A 23749-nucleotide genomic window follows, 5' to 3' on the forward strand; every position below is an offset into this window, starting at 1 on the left:
ATCCGCCCCGAGAAGCATCACGTCCAACGACAGTTGATGCTGACCTCGATCACCATATGCGATAGTTCTGCGATGGAGCTCAGACATCTGGAGTACTTCGTCGCGGTCGCCGAGGAACTCAGCTTCACCCGGGCCGCGCTGCGGCTGCACGTGGTGCAGTCCGGAGTCTCCGCCGCGATCAAGGCGCTGGAGCACGAGCTCGGCGCGCCACTGCTGGAACGAAGCTCGCAGCGGGTGGCCCTGACCGACGCGGGGGCGGCCCTCCTGCCGGAGGCTCGGGCGACCCTGGACGCCGCGCTGGCCGCGCGCGACGCGGTCGACCAGGTACGCGGCGGCCTGCGCGGCACGGTGCGGGTGGGAACGCTGATCTCGGTCGGCATCCTGGACCTGCCCGCCCTGCTGGGCCGGTTCCACGCCACGCATCCGGCGGTGAACATCAGGCTGCGTACCAATCCGACCGGCTCGGCCGGGCTCTGCCAGGCGCTGCTCGACGGCGAGCTCGACGTGGCCTTCCTCTCGCTCGCCGGCCGGCCGCCGGCGGGGCTCCGGGTCCGCGATCTGACCACGATCCCGCTCGTGCTGATCGTCCCGCAGGACCATCGACTGGCCGGGCAGCAGAGTGTGACGCTGAATCAGCTGGCGGGCGAGCGCTTCATCGACTTCCCGGCCGGCTACGGCAACCGCAATGTCGTCGACCGGGCGTTCGCGGCCGGCGGGCTGGAACGGGAGGTGGCGATCGAGGTCGTGGACATCCAGACGGCGGCCGAGTTCGTCCGGCACGGGTTCGGCATCGCGTTCGTGCCCTCGTTCAGTGCGCCGAAGGCCGCCGACGTACGGGTGCTGCCGGTCTCCGATCCGGACCTGCGCTGGGCGCTGTCCGTGGGCACCGCGTCCGCCCGTCGCGCCAACGCGGCCGTCCGCGCCCTGCTGGAGCTGACCGGCCAGTACGTCCACGTGCCCGATGACGCCGCCCCCGACGACGCCGGCTGACACGACGGTCCTACCGGTCGCCTCCGCCGCGTTCTTCGGGCACCGGGGCCCGCTCGCCCGGTGGCGCCATGCGTATGATCTTCGTCCATCATGAGTATAGAAACCGCTAAGAGCGCGCCCGACGGCCCGACCGCCCCTGAACCCGGCGGCGCGCCCGACGGCAACAGACCCGACCGCCACCGCGCCGGAATCGCAGCCCTGACGCTCGGCGCGCTGGGCGTCGTCTTCGGCGACATCGGCACCAGTCCGCTGTACGCGATCCAGACCGTGTTCACTGCCGACAACAACGCGGTCGGCACGGCGCCGGACGAGGTGTACGGGGTCATCTCCCTGGTCTTCTGGGCGATCACGCTGATCGTGTCGGTCAAGTACGTGACGTTCATCCTGCGCGCCGACAACGGCGGCGAGGGCGGCATCATGGCGCTGACCGCCCTGGTCCAGAAGCTGTCCTTCACCTCCACGCGCACCAAGGTGATCCTGGTGGCGCTCGGGATATTCGGGGCGTCGCTGTTCTACGGCGACGGGATGATCACGCCGGCGATCTCGGTGCTGTCCGCCGTCGAAGGCCTGAAGGTCGCGGCTCCGAGCATGAGCGCGTTCGTGGTCCCGGTGACGATCGCGGTGCTGGTACTGCTCTTCGCGATCCAGCGCTACGGCACCAATCTCGTGGGTAACCTGTTCGGCCCGGTCATGGCGGTGTGGTTCCTCATCCTGGCCGCCTCCGGAGGGATCGAGGTCGCGAAGCACCCCGCGATCTTCCGGGCCCTCTCGCCGGTCTACGGTCTGCGCTTCATCACGGACCACGGGCTGATCGCCTTCGTGGCGCTGGCATCCGTCGTCCTGGCCGTGACCGGCGCGGAGGCGCTCTACGCGGACATGGGCCACTTCGGCAGGTCACCGATCCACCGGGCCTGGTTCTACCTGGTCTTCCCGTCACTGACGCTCAACTACCTCGGCCAGGGCTCTCTCATCCTGCGCTCGCCGGCCTCGGTGACGAATCCGTTCTTCCTGATGCTGCCCGGCTGGGCGCAGATCCCGATGGTGGTGCTGGCGACCGTCGCCACCGTCATCGCCTCGCAGGCGGTCATCTCCGGCGCGTTCAGCGTCACCCGCCAGGCGGTACAGCTCGGCTTCCTGCCCCATCTGACGATTCGCCACACCTCGAAGCACGAGGTCGGCCAGGTGTACGCACCCGCGATCAACTGGGGTCTGTTCGGCGCGGTCGTGGCCCTGGTGGTGGGCTTCGGCTCCTCCGCGGCGCTCGCCTCCGCGTACGGCGTCGCGGTCACCGCCACCTTCGTGCTCAACACCGTCCTTTTCCTGGCCGTGGCACGCAACCTGATGGGCAAGCCGATCTGGATGGTCGCGCTCGGCGCGGTCGTGTTCCTGACGACCGAGATCGCGTTCTTCGCGGCGAACCTGACCAAGGTGGTCCACGGCGGCTGGCTGCCGCTGCTGGTCGCGTTCACGATCTTCACGATCCTGATCACCTGGCAGCGGGGCCGACAGATCGTCACCCCGAACCGGACGGCGCTGGAAGGCCCGTTGCGCGCGTTCGTCGACAAGGTCGACGCGATGGAACCGCCGGTGCACCGGGTCGACGGCACCGCGGTGTTCCTCAACGCCAACATCGAGACCACCCCGCTGGCGCTGCGAGCCAACGTCGAGCACAACCACACGCTGCACAAGAGCGTGGTCATCCTGTCGGTCGTCGTGGAACGGGTACCCACCATCCCCGAGGCGGAGCGGTGCGTCTTCGACGACCTCGGCCACAGCGACGACGGCATCACGCACCTCACCGCGCGCTTCGGCTTCCAGGACCAGCCGAACATCCCGGAGGTGCTGCGGCTCGCCGCACAGCATCCTGACGCGGGTGAGATCCACGGGCTGCGGGTGGACGAGGTGTCCTACTTCCTGTCGCGGATGACGATCATCAGGACCGACGCGCCGGGGATGCGGCAGTGGCGCAAGAAACTCTTCCTGGCGATCTCCAACAACGCGAGCAGCCCCGTCGTCTACTTCGGGCTTCCCAGCGACCGGTGCGTCATCATGGGCGCCCAGGTCTCGGTCTGAGGCGGTAGAGCCGCCGGCCCGGGCCCGCGGGGCGGCGCCGGCTGAGCCGACGGTGTGGTTCTCCGCTTCGGAACCGTCGCCGGCAGCCGGTCCGCCGGCTCCGGCGGCGGTGTCTCCGGCAAGCTGCTGGGCAGCGGACCGACCGCCGTACCCACTCACACGACGCCGAGGACGCCCTCCCGTGACGTGCGCGCGCCACCGCACAGCGCGCTGGGCGGTATCGCCACGATGGAGAACCATGGCTTCCGCCAGCTCTCAACGCTCCTCACGCATCACCGCCCACGCGTCCGCGCTGCTGCGGCGTCCGAAGCTGTGGCTCCTCCCCACCGTGATCAGCGGGCTGCTCGCGCTGCTGCTGTCCCTGCTCTACATGGGCGGCATCCTCAATCCGAGCAGCGACCTGCACCGGCTGCCGATCGCCGTCGTCGACGCGGACCGGGGCCGGCCGCTGCCCGGGCAGCAGCAGAACCTCGGCGCGCAGGTCACCCAGGGCATCACCTCCGCGCGGACGGCGGGCAACCCGGTCGAGTGGCGGGTACTGACCGCCGGTCAGGCAAGTGACGAGCTCGACTCCGGCAAGGTCTACGGAGCGCTGGAGATCCCCGCCGACTTCACCGCTTCCGTCGCGGCCCTCACCACGGCGAACGCCGCGGCCCGGCCCGTGATCACGGTGCTGACCAACCCCGGCGTGGGCAGCCTCGGCTCCTCGCTGGCGAGTCAGATCACCCAGAACACCGCCCACCAGGCCTCGCTGACCATCGGCGGGCAGTTGACCGCCTCCCCCGCCACCGCGCAGGCCACCGGCACCACGCACCTGCTGCTGGCGGACCCGGTCGCCGTCACCGTCCAGGTCGGACACCCCCTGGGCAACCACAGCGGTCTGGGCCTGAGCGCGTTCTACTACACCCTGCTGCTGGTGCTGGCCGGCTTCCTCGGCGGCAACATCATCAGCAACGGCGTCGACACCGCCCTCGGCTACGCCGACAACGAGATCGGCCCCTGGCACACCCGCCGCCCCACGGTGCCGATCAGCCGCACCCAGACGCTGCTGCTGAAGATGGCCATGAGCGCCGGCATCACCGTCCTCACCACCACCCTGGTCATGCTCGCCACCATCGCCGTTCTCGGGATGGACGCGTCGCACCTGCCGCTGCTCTGGTTCTACTCGTACTGCGCCAGCCTCGCGGTCGGCCTGGGCGTCCAGGCGATCAACGCCGCCTTCGGCGGGATCGGCCAGCTGGTGTCGATGTTCGTGTTCATCGTCCTGGGTCTGCCCTCGTCCGGTGCGACCATCCCGTTGCAGGCCATTCCCTCCTTCTACCGGTTCCTGGCCGTGTTCGAGCCGATGCGCCAGCTCAGCGGAGGGGTCCGCGCCATCCTCTACTTCGACGCCCGCGCCGACGCGGGGCTCGGCCGCGCCTGGATCATGATCTCGATCGGCTCCGCCGCCGCCCTGCTCTTCGGCTTCGCGATGACCCGCTACTACGACCGCAGGGGACTGCACCGGCTGACCCCGCAACCCGCCTGACCCGAAGCGCCCCGGGTTCAGGACAGCGCCTGGGTGCGCCACTTCTGGTTGCCGCCGCCGTTGCAGTCCCACAGCTGCAGCCTGGTCCCGTTGCCGGTTCCGGTGTTCGTCGCGTCCACGCACTTGTTGGCCAGGATGCTCACCAGATCGCCCGTCTGCGTGTTCAGCGTCCACACCTGGGCCTGGTCGCCGCTGCAGTTCGCCAGCTGGACGGTGGTTCCGTCGGCCGTCGAGGCCCCTGCCACGTCCATGCACAGGCCCAGCGAATGGATGGTCCCCCGGTAGTCCGGCGCCCCGTCCAGCACAAAGGTCCACTGCTGCCAGACGGCCTTGCCGCAGTCCCACAACTCCAGCGGTTCGCCGTCCTTGCCGCCCGGCGCCACGCCGTTGGTCACCGTGATGCACCGGCCCGAGGCCAGACCCACGATCTCGACGGCCGGGTTGGGCGGTGCCGCAGGCGTCGTCGCCGGTGCGCCGCCGCCCCCGGGGTGCGGCGGGGGCGGAGCCGGCGCCCCGCCACCCCCGCCCCCGGATGTCCGGGGCGGGGCCGACGCGGCGGGGGCGGGCGGCGCGGCAGCCTGGGTCTGGCCCGCCGCGGGGCTCGGGGGCGAGCCGGGAAGCGAGACGGGTGCCGAGGGCGCGATCACGGACGGGGACGGCTGCGCGACGAGTGCGGTGGCCTCGCTGGCCACCGTCGGCCGGTGTCCGAACCAGAGCACGAGGAAGGCGGTCAGCAGCGCCAGGCCGATGCTGACCACGGTGGCGAGCCAGCGGGGCAGCACCCCGCGCTGGATGTACATGCCGTCCACCGCGAGCGGGGTGTGACCGGAGCGCCGCACCGCCACGCTGAACGGCCGGTTCTGCTTGCGGCCGAACCAGATGATCTGGCGGGGCTTCAGCCGCGCGTCGACGAAGGCCGCGCGACCGGGTTCGATCTGGACGTTGGCGGGATGGATCTCGTACCCGAGCTGGTCGCCGCTGTCGTTGCCGGCGAGGGAGGCGGTGAGCCCGGTGTTGCCGAGGTTGTCGATGGCCAGCTTGGGCTTGCCCCGGAAGCGGCCCTTGACGGTGTGCGGGACGAGTTCGGCCCGCACCTCGGTGAACGGCGTGATGGTGACATTGCCCTCAGGGACGGTGGTCGCCCCGGGGTGCTCGGTGGGGATGATCTGCACCGCGTAGGGGTTCGGCCCGGCGGTCGCGTCCGGGGTACGCGGCGGCGCGAAGGTCAGTTGGACGGACCCGGTGGTCCCCGGGTAGAGCCGGAGGGTCGGCGGCTCGACGGTGGTGTACGGGGCGAGCTCGCCGACCGGTACGAACCGGTACTCGTCGACGACGTCACCGGTGTTGCGCAGTCGTAACCGCACGGTGGCGGTGCTGCCCGCGTCAACGGTCACGGACGCTGGTTCCAGGGAAGTCCAAAGGCTCACATGTCAACGGTAGAGCACCTGGTGGCGAACGGGAGCCCCTCCGTCCGGTCCCGGCAGCGGCATCGCCCCTACTGGCTGGAACCGACCGGTCGCCTGCTGCCGCCCCTCTCACACCACCGCCCGGCTCTCCGGGACGTCCTCGACGAACACGATGCCGTCGGTTCCGGTCAGGGTCCGCCGCAGGAGGCGGCGGGGCAGCTGGACCCCTCGTGCTGCAGGTTGTCCACGACGACGAAGGCGATGAAGCCGAGGATGATGATCACGATGAGAACGCCGACGGCTACAGCCATGGCGTGACCCGACCTGCTTGGCGGAGCTTGCGGCATCACATCCCCCAGGTCCGTACGAGACTGACGGACTCTCAGGTTCCCGGACAACCCGCCCGTCCGAAAGGGCGCGAGCCGTCCTGTCCGTGCGAGGCGCGGATGATGCGGCAGCGCCGGAGCCACGCACGGTGGCCGGCACCGGCCGCAGCCGGGGGTAAACCCCACTCCCGGGAGGCCGGGTACCGGCATGGCCGCTCCGCCCCTTCTCTTTCTAGCGTGGACACCGTTGATGACCAGCGCTGGAGGGGAACACATGGGACCGCGTGCCAAACACCCGCAGGCCGAGCAGTGGCAGCAGCAAACCGAGCCGCCGGCGGTCGAGTTGCGGGGGGTGCGGCGCCTGTACGGGCGCGGCGAGGGCGCGGTGCAGGCGCTACGGGGTATCGACCTGGTGCTGCCCGGGGGCAGCTTCACCGCGGTGATGGGACCCTCCGGGTCCGGCAAGAGCACCTTCCTGCAGTGCGCGGCGGGCCTGGACCGGCCCACCTCGGGCGAGGTGCTGCTGGGCGGGGAGGCGATCACCCGCTTGAACGAGAACCGGCTGACCGAGCTGCGCCGCAGCCGGATCGGCTTCGTCTTCCAGTCCTTCAACCTGCTGCCCTCGCTGACCGTGCAGCAGAACGTGCTGCTGCCGCAGCGGCTCGCGGGCCGGCGCCAGGATCGTCGGCGGGCCAAGGAACTGCTCTGCCAGGTCGGGCTGGGTGAGCACGGCGGCCGGCGGCCCGGTCAGCTCTCCGGCGGTCAGCAGCAGCGGGTGGCCATCGCCCGGGCGCTGATCACCCGGCCCGAAGTGGTCTTCGCCGACGAGCCGACCGGCGCCCTGGACACCCGCACCGCGCAGGAGGTGCTGGGGCTGCTGCGCAGGGCGGTGGACACCCTGGGCGCCACCATCGTGATGGTCACCCACGACCCGGTGGCCGCCTCGCACGCCGACCGGGTGCTCTTCCTGGCCGACGGCGCCCTGGCCGGTGCCCTGGAGCGCCCCGACCCGCAGACCGTGGCCGACCGGATGGTCCGGCTCACCTCGGCTGCCACCGCGGCCGGACGCGGCCCGGGCTACGGTACGGGCCGCGGCACCGGCCACGGTACGGCGGGTCACGACGCGGCGGTGGCATCGTGACCAACGGACTCGCGCGCGCCTCGGTGCGCTTCCGCCCCGCCTCGTTCGCCGGCAGCTTCGTGGCGCTGCTCTTCGCGGCCTCGATCATCACCGCCTGCGGCACGCTGCTGCAGACCGGACTGACCGCCCACCTCGCGCCGGTCCGCTACGCGCAGACCCCGGTGGTGGTGGCCGCCGACCAGAGCGTCCGGATCTCCGTCAGGAACGGCAAGGACTCCGAGACGAATTCCGCCGCCCTGCCGGAGCAGGCCCGGGTGGATGACGCGCTGGCCCAGCGCATCGCCGCCGAACCGGGCGTCGCGCGCGCCGCGGCGGACTTCGGCTTCCCGCTGCTGCTCTCCTCGGCCGGCTCGTCAACCGCCGCGGCCCCCTCGGCCCCGGCCGGCGGCCCCGCCACCGCGCAGCCGGCCCTCACCGGCCGCCCCTTCCCGGCTGCCGCCGCGACGGTCCCGAGCGGCACCGCAGTCCTCACCGAGGGCCGAGCCCCCGGTGCCGGCGAGGTGGCACTGGACGCCCGCGCCGCACAAGCCCGGCACCTCGCGGTCGGCGACCGGATCACCGTGACCGCACCCGGCGGGGACGCCACCGCCTACCGCGTCTCAGGTCTGACGTCGGAGCAGGCCGCACAGGGCGCCGGCGGCACCGCCTGGTTCGCCGACGACGTCGCGGGCCGACTCTCCGGACACCCCGGCCGGGCCGATGCGATCGCCGTCCAGCCGCGGGCCGGCGTCAGCACGGCGGAACTGGCCCGGCAGGTCCGCCAGGCCGTCGGGCCCGGCCCGCAGGTACTGACCGGGGACGCGCGAGCCGGCGTCGAGCAGCCCCTGCTCGGTGCGGCCGGGGTGATGCTCACCGCGCTGGGCGGCTCCTTCGGGGGCATCGCCACGATGACCGCGATCTTCGTCGTGATGGGCACCGTCGCGCTCGCCGCCGGCCAGCGCGGGCGCGAGTTCGCCCTGCTGCGCGCGATCGGCGCCACTCCGCGGCAGATCCGGCGCACCATCGCCACCGAGGCGATGCTGCTGGCGCCGGTCGCGGGGGCGGTCGGCGTGCTGCCCGGCCTGGCGCTGGCGCACTGGTGGCTCGGCCAGCTCCTGTCGCGCGGCGCGGTCCCACCGGGGCTGGCGCTGTCGGTGGGGCCGATTCCGATGCTGGCCGCGGTGGGCACGGGTCTGCTGGCCGCGCTGAGCGCCGGCTACCTGGCAGCGCGCCGCCCGGCCCGCATGCGTCCCAGCCAGGCGCTGGGCGAGGCCGCGGTGGAGCGGGTCCACCCCGGGGCGGTGCGGACCGTGCTCGGTGCGCTGGCCCTGGTCGGCGGCGTGGTGCTGAGCGCGGTTGCCGCGCACCTGTCGGGCGCCGACGCCGCGAACACCGCCCTCGGCGTGGTGATGTGCTTCCTGCTGGCGGTGGCGCTGCTCGGCCCGCTGCTGGCCCGCCTGGCCGCGACCCTGCTCGGCCTGCCGCTGCGCAGTGGCGGCGCGGGTCCGGCCGGCTCGCTGGCCGCCGACAACACCCGGGCCAACGCCCGCCGGCTGGCCTCCGCGATCACCCCGATCGTCATGGTCACCGCGTTCTGCGGCACACTGCTCTTTCTGCAGACCACCCTCAGCCACGTCTCCGCCCAGCAGGTGCGCGACGGCATCGTCGCCGACCAGGTGCTCGGTTCGGCCGGTCCGGGTCTGCCGGCCGGCACCGCCGAGCAGGCTGCTCACGTACCGGGCGTGGACGCGGCGGTCGGGGTACTGCGCAGCACGGCCCTCTACCGGGTCGGCAACACGCTGGGCTCCGCGAGCATGCTGGGTCTGTCGGGCACCCCGGCACAGCTGCCCCGGGTGCTCGACCTGGGGGTGAGCAGCGGCTCGCTCGCCGCTCTGGAGGGCGCGGCCGACGGCACTTCGGCAGCTGACGGTGGGTCGGCGGCGGTGCGCACGGTCGCGCTCGACACCCAACTGGCCGACACCCTGGAGGTGAAGGTCGGGGACCGGGTCCCGCTCTGGCTGGGCGACGGCACCCAGGTACGGCCCACCGTGGTCGCCCTCTACCGGCGCGGCCTCGGACTGGGCCAGGTACTGCTGCCCAGGGCGGCACTGGCCGGCCATGTCTCGGCCGGCTTCGACAGCCAGGTGCTGGTCAGCGATGCGCCGGGCGCCGACCGGAGCGCGGTGGCGGCCGCACTGGGCCGACTGGGCACCCCCGCGCCGACCGTCACCGACGCCGCCGGCTTCGGTGCGCAGACCGACCACGACCAGGAGATCAACAGCTGGTCCAACACCGTGATGGCGGCGGTGCTGGGCGGCTTCGCCGCCATCGCCTCGGCCAACACCCTGATGATGACCGTGCTGGATCGCCGCCGGGAGGTGGGCCTGCTGCGGCTGGCGGGCACCACGCGCCGCCAGGTGCGCGGGATGCTCCGCTGGGAGGCGCTGCTGGTGGCCACCACCGGCCTGCTGCTGGGCGGCGCGATCGCCTGGACCACCCTGGTCCCGGTCGCCCGCGGCATCGCCGGCGCCGCACCGTACATCCCGGTCGGCACTGCCGTGCCGCTGGCCGTCGCGGTGGTCGGGCTCGCCGTGGCCGCCACCGCGCTGCCGGGCCGCGTGCTGCTGCGCATCCGTCCCATAGAGGCCGGCGCGGGCAAGCAGTGACCGCCGGCGCGGCGGTGCGGACCTGCGGGAACAGGTCGCGAGCCGCCATCCGGGTCGGATCACACCGCCGAACGGTCAGAGATGACCGTTCGGCGGGCTGGTGACGGCTTCGTCGACGGCATGCCTTCAAGCGGCACACCGCCTTCGCCTTCAGTAAGGAGTTCCCGTGAACGAGCCGGACGAAGGGCGCTACGGTGCGGACCTCTTCTCCCCCGAGCACACCGGGGAGGGAGCGCGCATCGACTATGGCGCACTGGCCTATGACGCGGGGACCCGCGCTCGGCTGACGGCCCTGGGGGTCGGTCCGGGGTGGCGCTGCCTCGACGTGGGCGCGGGAACCGGGACGATCAGCCGCTGGCTGGTTGACGAAGCCGGAGTCGACGAGGTCGTGGCCCTCGACCGTGACCCGCGTTTCGTGACCGCCCGCACGGGCGGCCGGCTGCGCACGATGGCCGCCGACCTCACCGACCCGACGCTGACGCCGGGCCGGTTCGACCTGGTCCACTCCCGGTTCGTGCTCATGCACCTGCGCAGCCACGCCGACGTGCTGGCCCGCCTGGCCGACTGGGTGGCACCCGGAGGCTGGCTGGTGGTCGGAGACGCCGTCGACCTGACCACGCCGGGCTCATCGCAGGCCGCCTACCGGCGGACCATGGCGGCCATGTGGCAGGTGCTGCGCGACCGGATCGGAACGGACATCGGCTGGGTCACCCGCTATCCGCAGCTGCTGCGCGATCTGGGGCTGGTCGAGGTCGGCGCGGAGGTCCTGATGCCGCCGCTGACCGTCGACGCGCCCGTCACCGCCTTCTGGAAGGGCACCTGGCTCAGCATGCGCGACGCGCTCGAATCCGGCTCCGCGCTGGAACCCGGCGAGCTCGACACGGCGCTGGACTATCTGTCCTCGCCCGCCCTCGCCGACCTCTCCCCGGGCATGATCACCGCTTGGGGCCGCCGCCCCGGGCCGTGAACGGCGTGAAGGCCATATGACGGTCAGTCAATCATGGGATCCGCAGGTCAAGCCCGATGGGGGGCGGGACTACGCGCAGATCAACTTATGTATGATCAGCTGATCGCAGTTGCACGGGGGAGGAACAGCGGTGGGTCTGCTCGGAGACGCCTTGAATGTGGCAAAGGACGCCGTACTGGCGCCCGCAGAGGTCGCGCACGCAGCGCTGACCGAGATGTTCGGCGGCAGCGACGCCGACCTGCAGAAGATCGCGAAGCAGCTGAGCGAACTCAGCCAGCAGATGGACACACTGAGCGGGAACATCACCGCGGCGGTGGAGAAGCTCACCTGGCGCGGCCCGGCCGCGGACGCGTTCATCAGCTACGCGCAGGCCAGGGTCAAGGAGACCAAGGGCGTGGCCGACGACCTCGCCGCGCTCAGCAAGTCCGTGACCCGCTTGGCCGACGTCTACTGATGCCGACCCGGCACACACCTGGCGCGACCCGCACGTTCTCGATGCCCTCCGCGCCTTCCACAAGCTCCACCAAGCAGACGATTCAGGGGGATTCGGCTCGGCATGAGTAGCGACGAGTACGAGGTTGAGCTGGGCGAGCTCACGGTGATCTCGCAGGACTTCCAGTCGATCAGCAGCCAGATGGGGCAGCTCAACAAGCAGCTCAGCCAGATCGCCGGCACGATCGCGAAGGCCGCGGCCTTCGATCTCGAATCGAGCACTCTGCTCGGCCTCCCCGGCGTACTGATCGCCGGCCAGGTGCTTGAGGACGTCAAGCAGATCTCCGCCGAGTCCGCGCGGCTGCACTCGGACCAGCAGAAGCTGGTCAAGGGCCTCGCCGATGACGCCGAGAAGCTCAAGGCCGTGCAGGCCGAGTACGCGGCGACGGAGGAGAAGATCAAGGCCTCGTTGCCCAAACCCCCACCCGAGAAGCCCGTCCAGGGCCCCACCGGCGGCGGCACGGGCGGCGGTGGCGGCGGCACGGGCGGTAGCGGGGGCGGCGGGACCAGCGGCGGCGGGAGCACGGGCGGCAGCGGCGGGGCTCCGAACGGGACGACGAGCAGCGCTCATGCGATCCCGGTCTCGCAGGTGACCTTCGGCGGCAAGGGCTCCTACCCGGGCGGCCAGGCGGCGTGTGAACAGTCCATCAACGAGGCCCTGGACAGGATGGGCATCACCGATCCGACCGCGCGGGCGAACTGGATGCGCGGCATGCTCACCATCGCGTCCCGCGAGTCCGCATACAACTCGCCGATGTACCAGGTCAATACGACCGACGTCAACGCCCATGGAGCGCTGATGCCGGACGGCGCACCCGCCGACTGTTCCCGCGGTGGCTGGCAGTGCATCCCCAGCACTTTCGCGGCCTATCACCAGCCGGGCACCTCGACCGACATCTACGACCCGGTGTCCAACTGCTGCGCGTCCATGAACTACATCATGTCCCGCTATCACGTCTCCGCTGACGGCTCGAACCTCGCTTCGAACGTCCAGCAGGCCGACCCCGGTCGGCGTCCGCGCGGGTACTGAGAGCACGGACTGCCGCGGCGCGGCACGGAGACCACCCATCCCCGAACCCCCCGAACCCCACCAGACGAGGAAGAGTCGACTCCGTGCCGCGTTCCCTCCCCCGCACCTGCGCTGCCGCAGCCACAGCCGCCGTGGCACTGATCGCGCTCGGCTCGCTGACCGGCTGCGGTCCCACCACCAGCCAGTCGGGTTCGGCGGCGGCTTCGGCGGGCCCCAGCGGCTCACCGAGCCTGCCGGCATCGAGCACCGCGCAGCCGGGAGTGAGCACGTCCACCACCACCGACTCGCCCTCCCCGACCTCAGCCGCCGCGTCCCCCGGCCCCGCCGGGGGGCGGGCCACCGGGCTTCCGGCTTCCGTCTGGATGGCGGCCCGCAGCATTCCGCTGGACCCGGACTACCACTGGACCGCCCCGGCCGGCATCGCACAGGGCGTCAGCAACCCGACGTTCGCGTTCGAGCGGCTCTGCCACGCGACCCGCGACCCCTCCAACGACCTCTCCGACTGGCACGGGCCCGCCGCTCAGGCCCAGTTCGGCACCGGCAACAGCAGCGGCGGCGACTGGCAGGGCCAGCAGACCGTCATCCGCTTCCCCGGCACCAGCAGTGCGGCAGCGCAGCTCTCCTGGTCGCTGTACCAGGGGCTCCAGCAGGAACTCAACGCCTGCGGCAGCAGCGCGTCCGGGGCGAAGGTGAAGCTGACCAGCAGCGGCACCCAGGACCTCGCCGCAGTCGTCACCATCCCGCAGCCCGGCGGCGGCACCATCACGCTGCACCAGTACCTGGCCCTCACCGGCACAACGGTGGCCGAGCTGGCCGTCTCGTCCCAGCACCCCTCGCACTCCTGGTCCGCCCCGTCGGACACCTCGGTGCTCGCAGCGCTCCAACTCGGCCTCCAGTCCTAGCTGCAGGCCCGCACCACCCGCCCATGGTCCAGCCGGCCGGCATGCCCCCCGCCGGTCCGGTGACGCCCCTCCCCTGCCGTGCCCAGCCTTCACAAAGTCCCCACACGATGCATTGTCATCACTCTGTACGAATGTTTTACCTGTCGGTAACTTACTCGTCAGTCAGGAGTGTGACCCGCCTCACGCCTTCGGGGGAGCCATGAACAGAAGATCCGTTCGACGACTGGCCATCGTCGCCGTCACCGCCATGGCGGTGACCGCCGCCCCGTGCGCCGCGGCCGTGGCGGCAGGCAGCACCACGGGCGATGCGTTCTACAGCTACAACGGCAGCGCACCGCTCTCCTCCCTCGCCCCCGGCACCGTGCTCAAGACGCGGACGCTGCAGTACCACATCGAGGGCATCGCCACTCCGGTCACCGCGATCCAGCTGCTCTACCGCACCACCGACGCCCTTGGCCGACCGGCCGCCAACGTGACCTCGGTGGTGCGCAGCATCACCGGCAACCACACCAAGGCCGTGTCCTACCAGTCGTTCTACGACTCCCTGAACCCGCAGGACGGACCGTCCCGGGCCATCGCCGGCGACGTGACCCTGGGCGGCACGATCGCCAACTTCGAATCCGTGGCGCTCTCGGCGCTGTTGCTGCAGGGCTACAACCTCGTCATCCCGGACACCGAGGGCCAGTCGGCGGACTTCGCGGCCGGACCGGAGTACGCCACCAACACCCTGGACTCGATCCGGGCCGCGATCAACTCCCCGTTGACCGGCATGGACGGCGGGACCAGGTTCGGCCTGATGGGCTACTCCGGCGGCTCCATCGCCACCGACTGGGCGGCGGCGCTCGCCCCGAGCTACGCGCCCGACGTCAACAGGAAGCTCGTCGGCTTCGCCGAGGGCGGGGTGCTGGTCGACCCGGCGCACAACCTCAAGTACGTCAACGGCTCCCTGGTCTGGTCCGGCGTCATCCCGATGGCGCTCATCGGGGTCTCCCGCTCGTACGGCATCGATCTGACGCCGTACATGAACAGCTACGGCGTCCAGATCTACAACGGACTGCAGCACGGCTCGCTCCTCGACGCACTCGGCCACTACCCCGGCCTGACCTGGCAGAAGATAGCGAAGCCGCAGTACGCCAACCCCGACTCGGCGACCGCGTTCGTCGAGGCGGTGAACAGGATCAACCTGGGCTCGGCCCCCACCCCGACCGTCCCCGGCTACCTCGCCCAGGGTAACGGAGGCGTGCTGGAGGGAACTTTCGCCAACCCGCCCGGCATCGGCACCGGCGACGGCGTCATGGTCGCCGGCGACGTGCGCGCGCTGGCCAACCAGTACTGCGCCACCGGCGACAGCGCGATCACCTACGAGCAGTACAACCTGCTCAGCCACATCGGAACGGCGCCGGCCTGGGCGCTCAAGGCGGCGTCCTGGCTCAACGACCGGTTCGCGGGCAAGCAGGCCCCGTCCAACTGCGGACACATCCCGGCAGGCAACTCGCTCGCGCCGGAGCAGGCCGTTCCCCCGTCCTGACGGGTGGCTGGGATCTCGGGGGGGTGACTGCTGGTCAGGCGCGGACGGTACGGCCGCTGCCCTGGACGACGCAGCAGGCCCGCGCGGCGAGAACCGGGGCGGCGCTGTCACGGCGACGCCCCACCCGTGCCGCCCCACCCGTGCCGCCGGGACCGGAGCAGCACCCCCGTCGTTGCCGGCACGGGGCGCCGGGGGCGTCACACAGTGCGTGCGAGGTGGACGGTGATGTCGGCGGCGAGCTCGACCGTCTCCGGCAGAACCTCCCCGATCCGGCGGAACACCTGGTCCCGCTCCACGGCCGGCAGGACCAGATAGGCCGAGATGGTCGAGAGATGACCGAGGAAGTCACGGGCACTCATCGTCAAACGCCGTTCGAGCACCGACTGTTGAACGTCGGTGAACCAGTCGGATCGTTGCAGCTCGGTACCCGGCCACTGCATGTCCTGCTCCGCCGGCGTCCCGTCCGGGGAGGGGATCTCGTCGCTCTCCAGGAACGGCGCCCGTGCCGCGCGAACAGCTTCCTCCACGGCCGGGTCGGCCAGCCGGACCGGCCCGCCGAACGAGGCGAACACACCACCTGGCTCCAGCAGCGCGGCCACGCGTGACCACCGACCCTCCGGGTTCGTCCAGTGCAGCGCGGCTGCCGCATACACCAGCCCGTACCTCTCGCCCGGTCGCACCTCCTCGAACGCGGCATGCACCGTCCTGACGTTCGCCGACACGTGCTTGCGCAGTTCGTCGAGCATCGCCCGATCAGGATCGGTCGCAGTGACCGTGGCCCCCGACTGAGCGAGCAGGCGGGTTGCCTTGCCCGTCCCGGCGCCGATCTCCAGGGCGGTCCGAACCGGACGACCCGCGTACGCCAGCACCATGTCGAAGAGTTCCACGGGATACCCCGGCCGGAACCGTTCGTATGCTTCCGCCATCGCTCCGAAGCTCAGTGCACGACCAGACATGCCGAGCATCCTGACACGAGCGGCGCCGTCCTTGCCTGGTCTTTTCGCCGCGCCGGGCGCCGAGGGCGAGCACGCCGACCTCTGGTCGGTTGCACCCGGCGGTGGTGCGTCACTGCGCGAACTGCTGGGTGCCGAGGGTGGCGAGCAGGGCGAGTTTCTCGTGGCTCTCGCTGCCGGGGGTGGCGGTGAAGATCAGCAGGGAGTGGGTCCGGTCGGGGTCGAGCAGGAACTGGCAGTACAACTCCAGGGGGCCGACCTCGGGATGGAGGAACCGCTTGCGGTCGGTATAGCTCAGCCCGACCTGGTGCTCCTGCCACAGTTCGGTGAACTCCTCGCTCAGGCCGGTCAGGTTCTGGGCCAGGCGCGCGGCGGCCGACTGCGGGCCGTGCTGGGCCAGGACGGTGCGCAGCAGGGCGACGTGGACGCGGCCGTGGTGGGCGTGGTCCTCGGCCGGGTAGAGGCGGCGGGCGGCGGGGTCGGTGAACCAGCGGTGCACGGCGCTTCTGGCGGGGCCGGTGAAGTGCGTCTCGTCACCGAGCAGCGCGGTCGCGAGCCTGGTCTGTGCGAGGGTCTCGCCGAGCGGGCCCATGATCTGCGCCGGGGTGTCGTCGAGCCGGTCGAGGACGCGCATCAACCCGGGGCTGATGTGCTGCGACCGCAGCGCCCGCTCGGGCGCGCCGTGCCCGGCGAGCCGGAACAGGTGGTCGCGCTCGTCCAGGGACAGTCTGAGCCCGCGCGCCAGTGCGGCCGCCATCTGCGGGGACGGCTGCGGGCCGGCCCCGCGCTCCAGGCGGGCGTAGTAGTCGGCGGACATGCCGGACAGCTCGGCCACGTCCTCACGGCGCAGACCGGCGGTGCGCCGGCGGGCACGCACCGGCAGGCCGACGTCCTCGGGGTGCAACGCATCGCGTCGGGTACGCAGGAAGTGCCCGAGCTCGTCGCTGTCCATGACCCTCGCTCCTTTCAGGCTGCGGCACCGGTCCCGGTGCCCGGGATCCACTATCGGTGGCTCCGAGCCGGGTATCCACGGTCTGGCGTTCCGTGGTTCGGCGCGTCCTGTCTCCGGTGCGGGTGCGGCGCCCCGCTGCGGGTGCCCGATGATGGAAGTCGGCAGGGCAGCGGATGTGAGGGGCAGCGCAGTGACAGACAACGAATCCCACGGGTCGGAGCCGGTCGCACGGAAGGCCCGAGGTACGGAAACCGCGGTGCTCCGGCCCCCGGCCGAAGAGTCCCCGGCCGGCGTTCCGGCCGGCACCACGGCCGGCGCCGGGGCGGCACCGGTGGCGAACGGCGGGGGGACGAACGGCGGGGGCGCCGGGCGGGCCCTGCGGCGGTGGCTGGGCGGGTTCGTCGTCCTCGCCGTGCTCGTCTCGCTGTTCTTCCTGCCCTGGTGGACGCTGTTCGCCGCCACCACCGACTGGCCGTTGCCGGTGGTCCTGGTCGGCACGGTCCTCTTCGCCGGGGCCCTGCTCGCCTTCCCGGTGCTGATGGTCATGGGGCACGGGCGCAGGCGGCAGGACCGGGCGGCACGCATCGCGGACACCACCCTCGGGGTGGTCTGGGTGCTGTTCGCCTGGTCGGCGCTGGGCGGCCTGCTGCGGCTGGTGCTGATCGCGTTCGGCGTCGGCGACCCGGCCCGGTCCCGGATCGTGGCCCTCGCCGTCGCCGTGATCGCGACCGGCCTGCTGGTCTGGGGGCACAACGAGGCCATGCGCCTGCCCCGGGTGAAACGGCTGGACGTCACCGTCCCCCGGCTGGGCCGCGGCCTGGACGGCACCCGGGTCGTCGTGCTGGCCGACACCCACTACGGCCCGATCGACCGGGCCCGGTGGTCGGCCAGGGTCGCCGAGGCGGTCAACGAACTCGACGCCGACGTCGTCTGTCACGCCGGCGACATCGCCGACGGCACCCTGGACCAGCGCCGGGGGCAGGCCGCGCCGCTCGGCACGATGCGGTCACGGCTGGCGAAGGTGTACGTCACCGGGAACCACGAGTACTTCGGCGAAGCCCAGGGATGGCTCGACCACATGGGCGAGCTGGGATGGGAGCCGCTGCACAACCGCCACCTGGTGGTCGAGCGGGGCGGGGACAGCCTCGTGCTGGCAGGGGTGGACGACGTGACCGCGGCTTCCTCCGGGCTGGCCGGACACCGGGCGAACCTGGACGGCGCGCTGGCCGGGGCGGACCCGGACCTGCCGGTCCTCCTCGTCGCGCACCAGCCCAAGTACGTCGGACAGGCCGCCGGCGCCGGGATCGACCTGCAGGTCTCCGGGCACACCCACGGCGGGCAGATCTGGCCGTTCAACTTCCTCGTCCGGATCGATCAGCCGGTCGTGCACGGCCTGAGCCGGCACGGAGAACGGACCCAGCTCTACACCAGCCGGGGCACCGGCTTCTGGGGGCCGCCCTTCCGGATCTTCGCACCGAGCGAGATCACCCTGCTCACCCTGCGGTCGGCGTAACTCGGCCCAGCGCGGCCCAACTCCCCATCATGGGCGGCGAACCGGAGTTGCCCGTTGCGGAGTTCGCTTGCGCACTCTCCCGTAGCATCGACGGTTATGGTTGATCTCTACCCTCCGACGGACCCTTACGACACTGGATACCTCGACACCGGAGACGGCAACCGCATCTACTACGAGCAGCTCGGCAACCCTGAAGGCAAGCCTGCCCTGAACGTCCACGGCGGCCCGGGGTCGGGCGCGCCGCGGCGGCCGACCAGGGCCTGGGACCCCGAGCGCTACCGCGTCATCCGCTTCGACCAGCGCAACTGCGGTCGCAGCACCCCGCACGGCAGCGACCCGGCGGCGGACATGAGCCTGAACACCACCCAGCACCTGATCGACGACATGGAGCGGCTGCGCGAACACCTGGGCATCGAACGGTGGTTGCTGAACGGCGCCTCCTGGGGCTCGACGCTCGTCCTGGCCTATGCGCAGCAGCACCCCGAGCGGGTCAGCGAGATGGTCATCCCGGCGGTGACGACGACCAGGCACGCCGAGGTCGACTGGCTCTACCGCGGCGCCGGGCGGTTCCAGCCCGAGGCGTGGGACCGGTTCCGCGACGGCGTCCCCGAGGACGAGCGGGACGGCGACCTGCTCGCGGCCTACGCGCGGCTGATGGAGAACCCCGAGCGGGCGATCCGGGAGAAGGCCGCTGCCGACTGGCTCACCTGGGAGGACGCGGTCATCTCCAACGAGCCCAACGGTGTGCCCGGCATGTACAGCGATCGCGAGGTCGACGAGCAGATCGCGTTCGTGCGGATCTGCGCCCACTTCTTCAGCAACGGCGCCTGGCTGGAGGAGGACCAACTGCTGCGCAACGCCCACAGGCTGGCCGGGATCCCGGGGGTGCTGGTGCACGGCCGGCACGACATGGGCAGCCCGGTGCAGACGGCGTGGGAGCTGGCGAAGGCCTGGCCGGACGCGCGGCTCCACATCATCGAGGACTCCGGTCACGCCGGAAGCGACGCGCTGGCGCAGGTGGTCCGGACGGCCATCGAGGAGTTCAAGAACCGCTGATCCTCGGCGGCGTGGCGGTGCCGGGCGCCGCGTGGACCGCACCGGTCAGCCCCGGCCGGGGGTGGTGGCCCCGCACCGCTGCGGGGCCACCGTCCGAAGCGCCGGTCAGACCCGGTCGGCGGCGATCAGCAGGTACTGGAAGGAGCCGTCCCGGTACGAGTTCAGGAACGCCTCCTCAATGCCGGTGACCAGCGAGGAGGTGGCCCGCAGCTCCCAGTAGGGCAGGGTCGCCGGGGTGAGGTCGATGATGGTCTGCGGCACGAGGCGGTTGTCGGCCATGGCCCGCAGGTACTCCCTGCGGGAGTGGATGTTGCACTCGAAGTGCGCGTTGATCAGCGACACCCACTTGGACGGCTGCCCGTAGACGGGGTTCCAGCAGCCGGTGATGGTCACGTACCGGCCGCCGACCTCCAGGACCCGGGAGTGCTCGGCGAACAGGTCGTGCAGGTCCACGTACATGCTGGACTCGTTGTTCCACGAGGCCGCCGCCTGCCCGGTCTCGAAGGGCATGTCCAGCATGTTGCAGACCCGGGCGCGGACGGACTGGTCGATGCCGGCCCGGTGGGCGCGCTGGTTGGCGAAGTCGGCCTGCTTGGCCGAGAGGGTGAGGCCTTCGACCCGGCACCCGAACCGCTGGTGGGCCATGATCATGGAGCCGCCGCGGCCGCAGCCGGCGTCCACCAGCGTGGCGTCGCGCGGGACATGGCCCAGGTGATCCAGCAACAGGTCGGCCTGCGCGGACTCCAGTCGGTGCAACTCGGCGATCACCTGCTTCTCGCGATCACCGTCGCCGGACGCGGCGATCGCGGCGCGGTCGACGTCGCCGATGCCGTAGTGGTGGTGGTAGAGGCCGTCCACGTCGCCCAGGCGCAGGTTGACCGGGCGGGCCTCCTGGTCCCAGTAGCGGGCGATGTCGTCCTGGTACGGCGTCGCGGGGCCGGGGATGGCGGTGGCGGAGTTCGTCGCGGTGGTCGTGGCGGTGTTCGTCGTGGGGGTGAAGTCCGTTGTGGTCATGGTCGGTCAGCTCCTCGGCTACCAGAAATCGGGCAGGCTGTAGCGGTAGGTGTTGGTGCAGTGCCAGTGGTGGTTGCCGTCGACCCAGGCGGCCATGCCGCGCAGGAAGCGGACCACTGGTGGTACGGGGTGGGCGGCGGCCACGGCAACTGCGGCGGCCTCGAACGCGTGCATGAGTTCGTTGTGGACCTCGACCGCCTTCAGGTACGCCTCACGGTCGGTGCACTCCTCGCGCTCCGCGATCACCACTGGCAGGTTCAGATGCCGGCCGGGGGCGGCGAGCTCCTTGGTGTACGAGTACAGGTCGTTGACGATGGTGGTCGCGTTGGATCCCAGCGCGATGACCTGCTGCATGGCGGGCAGGGCGTGGAGATCGGCGGGGAGTTCGTATCCGTCGACGGTGTCGGTGATGGTGGGACAGGGGCGGAAGTTGTTGAACTGGCGCATCGCCAGGTACTCCCACACCTCGGGGAGGTGGTCCGTCTCGGCCCAGGCCGCCTCGGCGAGGTATCCCAGGTGCAGGCGGGCCATGTCGTGCCGGTAACGGTCCGCCTGCGAGGGGGTGGCGGCCTGGGTGAAGTACTGCATGGCGGAGCGGTAGGCGCGCCGGGGGGCGTCCGCGTGCAGCGATGCCTCCCAGTCCGGCCGGTACTCGTGGGTGGTGTGCAGCGGGTCGAGGGCGGTGTGCGCCAGCAGGAGCCGTCCACCGAGGCCGACCGGCGAGCCCCCGTGGTCCTCGCAGTAGCAGTCGTCCAGCGCGTTCTCGGCCGCCATGAGCCGGGTGGCGATCATCAGGTGGTCGACGGTGGGGGCTTCGGGGTGGCAGGCGACCATGTAGCGGCCGAGGTCGAAACCGTCGAACTGGTCCTCCCATTCCGGTGGGAAGAGCTGGACCTCCTCGACTGCCCACTGCTTGATCCGGCCGCCCACCTCGGCCACCCGCTCGGGGTCGGGATCGGGCACCGGGTGGTGGTACAGGCCCGGAATCGGCTCTCCCGCCCCGGGCGTCCCCTCATCTGCCCCGCCCGGTGCGTCTCCTGCCTCGCCCGGCTCGTCGGACCGGAGCGGGAACAGGCTCGACGTACCAAGACCGCTCGGGCCGCGCAGAATCCGCTCCATCGCGGTGGTGTTCACGACTGCACCGCTGCGGCCTCTCGACCGCGGCGGGGCACCAGGGCTGGCAACCGCAACCGTACTTCGACGGCGAACCCGGCCTGGGGCATTGACCACTCCTTGTACGTACTGAGGCGGACCGGGAGGCCCGGTGGCTTCGATCTGCCTGGGAGGCAGCGGAGTTGACTACTCACCCAGGAATCTTGACCACGAGCGCGGCCCGCAATCCCCATCGACGCAGCGCATCCGCGCACAAGGGCGGCGCACTTTCACCGAGGGCTCCCCTCGGCGCTCCGCTATTGCCGTGCCTTTCGCACACGTATCCGCAAGGAATGACAGATGCTTTCGAATGCCCTTCGAAAAGTGGGCTGCCGGCTCCGCTCACCCCTGCCGGCACGCAACTCGCGGGCGTGCACCGCGTACAGCACCGTCCAGCCGGCGGCCCCCGCACCCAGCGCGGCCAGGGTGTCCTGCAGGGAACTGTGCGGAGGGCCGGACACGGGCTGGAACCCGGCGTCACGGCAGGCACCCATGACCAGGTCGACCAGCGGCGGGTTGCTCCGACGATCCGTCAGATAGAGCGGAAGCTCGGCGAGTTGGTTGAGCTCGACGTCGCCGGCGTCGGCCAGGGGTGCCGGGCGGAGAGTGCCACCACCAACTCCTCCTGCCACACCGGGATCAGCCGCACCCCGTCCGGCGCCTCCAGCACCCCGCGCACGAAGGCCGCGTCCCACTCCCGTTCCGCGACCCGTCGCAGCCGCTCCCCCGGCGCCGCCGACGCCAGCTCCACCCGGGTGCCGGGGGCCGTGCGCTCCAGAGCCTCCAGTACCCGCTCCAACCGCTCGCCCATCCCCCCGCTGGTGCCGACACGCAGCACGGCCTCGCGGGTGGTGACGAAGTCGCCGATCGCGGACCGGGCTCGCCGCTCGGCCGCCAGCACCTCACGGGCGCCGGGCAGGAAGGCGGTTCCCGCCTCGGTCAGCCGCACCCTGCGGGACGAGCGGTCGAACAGCGTGACGCCCAACTCGCGCTCCAGGCGCCCGATCTGCTGGCTGACGGCCGACTGCACGATCATCAGCCGTGCAGCCGCGCGGCCAAAGTGCAACTCCTCCGCCACCACCACGAAGTACCGCAACTGACGAAGTTCCATGGCCTCGACCGGATCGTGAACAGGGGCTTCCCCACCCTACGGCAGGCATCGAGGGTGCCGGCGGACCGTCCCCGCCGGCCTTGATCCGCCCGCCCGGCTGCTGCGAGGATGCCGCTTCCTCACTCGATCGGATCCGGAAGGGACACGCGTGAACCTCGCCCTGTCCTACGAACTCAGCATGGACGAGTTCAGACGCGCCGTCCTCGCCATGACCCGCCGGCCGCGCAGGGTGCTGTGGACGGCAACCGCGGTCACCTTCGTCGTCGGCGCCCTGCTCCTGGCGTTGGACGCGACCATCCTGGGGAGCGTCTTTCTCGCCGGGGCGGTGTTCTACGTCTTCCTGCTCACCGTCCGCACGGGTGCGAACGTGAGGAAGCAGGCAGCGCGCGTGTGCAGGCCCACCCGAGTGACCCTCACCGAGACGCACTGCACCTTCGAGAACGATCTCGAACGTGGCGAGATCACCTGGGCGGCGATCGTACGGGCCGAGGAGACCAGCGCCTGCTTCCTGCTCTACCGGGCTCCCCGGATGGCGAACATCGTCCCCAAGCGCGCCTTCACACCGGACCAGCTGGCCGCGTTCTCCGCCTTCCTCGCCGCCCGTGCCGCCGACTCGGCACACGGCCGACCAGCGGCCACCGGACCGAGGGCCACCGGTCAACGCACCCGTCGCATCGTGTGAACCCGGGTTCGCCGCAGGGTCAGGGCGGCGGCCTGAAGGGCTGGTACGCCGACTGGCAGATACAGAACACCGCCCTGGGCGCGGCGAACTGGGAGACCTTCCACTTCAACGAGGTCGTCCCCTTCATCGACGCCAACCTGCGTACCGTCGCCGACCGGAACCACCGGGCCGTCGTCGGCCTGTCGATGGGCGGCTACGGGGCGCTGCACTACGCCGAGGCACGTCCCGACCTGTTCGGCCATGTCGCGTCCCTGTCCGGCGGCATCGACTTCGGCATGGCGGAGATCC

20 protein-coding genes and 1 pseudogene are annotated in these 23749 nt (G+C 71.4%); 14 read left to right on the plus strand and 7 right to left on the minus strand.

Features of this window, described 5'->3' with window-relative positions:
- The first annotated feature begins 72 nt into the window (after positions 1-72).
- From ABH925_RS27785 to ABH925_RS27795, 3 genes are all read left to right on the plus strand, one after another.
- On the plus strand, positions 73-990 hold the full coding sequence (locus tag ABH925_RS27785; RefSeq protein ID WP_370151993.1) for a LysR family transcriptional regulator: 918 nt from the start codon (positions 73-75) through the stop codon (positions 988-990).
- 90 nt (positions 991-1080) lie between these two features.
- Positions 1081-3063, plus strand: a complete 1983-nt coding sequence (locus ABH925_RS27790) for a potassium transporter Kup (RefSeq protein ID WP_370151996.1) — start codon at positions 1081-1083, stop codon at positions 3061-3063.
- A 238-nt stretch (positions 3064-3301) separates the two neighbouring features.
- The gene (locus tag ABH925_RS27795; protein WP_370151997.1) at positions 3302-4591 is read left to right on the plus strand and encodes a YhgE/Pip domain-containing protein; all 1290 of its coding nucleotides are present in this window, start codon (positions 3302-3304) and stop codon (positions 4589-4591) included.
- A gap of 17 nt (positions 4592-4608) precedes the next feature.
- Here the strand turns inward: ABH925_RS27795 and ABH925_RS27800 are convergent, their stop codons facing one another.
- Positions 4609-6018 (minus strand): ricin-type beta-trefoil lectin domain protein, encoded by a 1410-nt coding sequence (locus ABH925_RS27800; protein ID WP_370152000.1) that lies wholly within the window; start codon positions 6016-6018, stop codon positions 4609-4611.
- 167 nt (positions 6019-6185) lie between these two features.
- Positions 6186-6308, minus strand: coding sequence for a hypothetical protein (locus ABH925_RS27805; protein ID WP_370152002.1), 123 nt, complete (start codon positions 6306-6308; stop codon positions 6186-6188).
- A gap of 289 nt (positions 6309-6597) precedes the next feature.
- On the opposite strand from ABH925_RS27805, the gene ABH925_RS27810 reads away from it, so the two are divergent.
- The 7 genes from ABH925_RS27810 to ABH925_RS27840 all read left to right on the plus strand — a co-directional run bounded on the left by ABH925_RS27810 (position 6598) and on the right by ABH925_RS27840 (position 15028).
- On the plus strand, positions 6598-7464 hold the full coding sequence (locus ABH925_RS27810; RefSeq protein ID WP_370152004.1) for an ABC transporter ATP-binding protein: 867 nt from the start codon (positions 6598-6600) through the stop codon (positions 7462-7464).
- Positions 7461-10109 (plus strand): FtsX-like permease family protein, encoded by a 2649-nt coding sequence (locus ABH925_RS27815; protein WP_370152006.1) that lies wholly within the window; start codon positions 7461-7463, stop codon positions 10107-10109. Before ABH925_RS27810 ends, ABH925_RS27815 begins: the two co-directional genes overlap by 4 nt.
- Before the next feature lie 166 nt (positions 10110-10275).
- On the plus strand, positions 10276-11076 hold the full coding sequence (locus tag ABH925_RS27820; protein ID WP_370152009.1) for a trans-aconitate 2-methyltransferase: 801 nt from the start codon (positions 10276-10278) through the stop codon (positions 11074-11076).
- A 130-nt stretch (positions 11077-11206) separates the two neighbouring features.
- Positions 11207-11530, plus strand: coding sequence for a WXG100 family type VII secretion target (locus ABH925_RS27825; RefSeq protein ID WP_370152012.1), 324 nt, complete (start codon positions 11207-11209; stop codon positions 11528-11530).
- A gap of 102 nt (positions 11531-11632) precedes the next feature.
- Positions 11633-12598 carry a hypothetical protein gene (locus ABH925_RS27830; RefSeq protein WP_370152015.1) on the plus strand — a complete coding sequence of 322 codons (966 nt, stop codon included), beginning with the start codon at positions 11633-11635 and terminating at the stop codon, positions 12596-12598.
- Between the two features lie 83 nt (positions 12599-12681).
- Positions 12682-13500, plus strand: a complete 819-nt coding sequence (locus ABH925_RS27835; RefSeq protein WP_370152018.1) for a hypothetical protein — start codon at positions 12682-12684, stop codon at positions 13498-13500.
- A gap of 199 nt (positions 13501-13699) precedes the next feature.
- Positions 13700-15028: a lipase family protein gene (locus tag ABH925_RS27840; protein WP_370152021.1), complete on the plus strand. Its 1329-nt coding sequence runs from the start codon at positions 13700-13702 to the stop codon at positions 15026-15028.
- Positions 15029-15225: 197 nt separating this feature from the next.
- Here ABH925_RS27840 and ABH925_RS27845 read toward each other — a convergent pair whose 3' ends face one another.
- Entirely contained in the window at positions 15226-15954 is a 729-nt protein-coding gene (locus tag ABH925_RS27845) for a trans-aconitate 2-methyltransferase (protein ID WP_370152023.1), read from the minus strand.
- A gap of 139 nt (positions 15955-16093) precedes the next feature.
- Positions 16094-16933, minus strand: a complete 840-nt coding sequence (locus ABH925_RS27850) for a helix-turn-helix transcriptional regulator (RefSeq protein WP_370152026.1) — start codon at positions 16931-16933, stop codon at positions 16094-16096.
- Positions 16934-17345: 412 nt separating this feature from the next.
- On the opposite strand from ABH925_RS27850, the gene ABH925_RS27855 reads away from it, so the two are divergent.
- Together ABH925_RS27855 and pip are read left to right on the plus strand one after the other, a co-directional pair.
- Positions 17346-18446, plus strand: a complete 1101-nt coding sequence (locus ABH925_RS27855) for a metallophosphoesterase (RefSeq protein ID WP_370152107.1) — start codon at positions 17346-17348, stop codon at positions 18444-18446.
- A gap of 96 nt (positions 18447-18542) precedes the next feature.
- Positions 18543-19502 carry a prolyl aminopeptidase gene (gene pip, locus ABH925_RS27860; RefSeq protein ID WP_370152028.1) on the plus strand — a complete coding sequence of 320 codons (960 nt, stop codon included), beginning with the start codon at positions 18543-18545 and terminating at the stop codon, positions 19500-19502.
- A 105-nt stretch (positions 19503-19607) separates the two neighbouring features.
- Here the strand turns inward: pip and ABH925_RS27865 are convergent, their stop codons facing one another.
- The 3 genes from ABH925_RS27865 to ABH925_RS27875 form a co-directional block, all read right to left on the minus strand.
- On the minus strand, positions 19608-20516 hold the full coding sequence (locus ABH925_RS27865) for a geranyl diphosphate 2-C-methyltransferase (RefSeq protein ID WP_370152030.1): 909 nt from the start codon (positions 20514-20516) through the stop codon (positions 19608-19610).
- Between the two features lie 18 nt (positions 20517-20534).
- A complete protein-coding gene (locus ABH925_RS27870) occupies positions 20535-21806 on the minus strand; it encodes a family 2 encapsulin nanocompartment cargo protein terpene cyclase (protein WP_370152110.1) in 1272 nt (423 codons plus the stop codon).
- Positions 21807-22200: 394 nt separating this feature from the next.
- Positions 22201-22779 (minus strand): LysR family transcriptional regulator, encoded by a 579-nt coding sequence (locus ABH925_RS27875; RefSeq protein ID WP_370152031.1) that lies wholly within the window; start codon positions 22777-22779, stop codon positions 22201-22203.
- Positions 22780-22927: 148 nt separating this feature from the next.
- Here ABH925_RS27875 and ABH925_RS27880 point away from each other — a divergent pair, with 148 nt between their 5' ends.
- Both ABH925_RS27880 and ABH925_RS27885 read left to right on the plus strand, forming a co-directional pair.
- Positions 22928-23461 (plus strand): YcxB family protein, encoded by a 534-nt coding sequence (locus ABH925_RS27880; RefSeq protein ID WP_370152034.1) that lies wholly within the window; start codon positions 22928-22930, stop codon positions 23459-23461.
- A pseudogene (locus ABH925_RS27885) lies at positions 23458-23676 on the plus strand (alpha/beta hydrolase-fold protein); the annotation flags it as partial. The gene ABH925_RS27880 and the pseudogene ABH925_RS27885, both read left to right, overlap by 4 nt.
- Positions 23677-23749 lie beyond the last annotated feature (73 nt).

Source organism: Streptacidiphilus sp. EB129, from assembly GCF_041262645.1.
GTDB lineage: Bacteria > Actinomycetota > Actinomycetes > Streptomycetales > Streptomycetaceae > Streptacidiphilus.

Bases quoted from the DNA above. Each gene is read 5' to 3' on its own strand.
- ABH925_RS27785 (WP_370151993.1), top strand. From the start codon at position 73: ATGGAGCTCAGACATCTGGAGTACTTCGTCGCGGTCGCCGAGGAACTC.
- ABH925_RS27790 (WP_370151996.1), top strand. From the start codon at position 1,081: ATGAGTATAGAAACCGCTAAGAGCGCGCCCGACGGCCCGACCGCCCCT.
- ABH925_RS27795 (WP_370151997.1), top strand. From the start codon at position 3,302: ATGGCTTCCGCCAGCTCTCAACGCTCCTCACGCATCACCGCCCACGCG.
- ABH925_RS27805 (WP_370152002.1), bottom strand. From the start codon at position 6,308: ATGGCTGTAGCCGTCGGCGTTCTCATCGTGATCATCATCCTCGGCTTC.
- ABH925_RS27810 (WP_370152004.1), top strand. From the start codon at position 6,598: ATGGGACCGCGTGCCAAACACCCGCAGGCCGAGCAGTGGCAGCAGCAA.
- ABH925_RS27830 (WP_370152015.1), top strand. From the start codon at position 11,633: ATGAGTAGCGACGAGTACGAGGTTGAGCTGGGCGAGCTCACGGTGATC.
- ABH925_RS27840 (WP_370152021.1), top strand. From the start codon at position 13,700: ATGAACAGAAGATCCGTTCGACGACTGGCCATCGTCGCCGTCACCGCC.
- ABH925_RS27845 (WP_370152023.1), bottom strand. From the start codon at position 15,954: ATGGCGGAAGCATACGAACGGTTCCGGCCGGGGTATCCCGTGGAACTC.
- ABH925_RS27850 (WP_370152026.1), bottom strand. From the start codon at position 16,933: ATGGACAGCGACGAGCTCGGGCACTTCCTGCGTACCCGACGCGATGCG.
- pip (WP_370152028.1), top strand. From the start codon at position 18,543: ATGGTTGATCTCTACCCTCCGACGGACCCTTACGACACTGGATACCTC.
- ABH925_RS27865 (WP_370152030.1), bottom strand. From the start codon at position 20,516: ATGACCACAACGGACTTCACCCCCACGACGAACACCGCCACGACCACC.
- ABH925_RS27875 (WP_370152031.1), bottom strand. From the start codon at position 22,779: ATGGAACTTCGTCAGTTGCGGTACTTCGTGGTGGTGGCGGAGGAGTTG.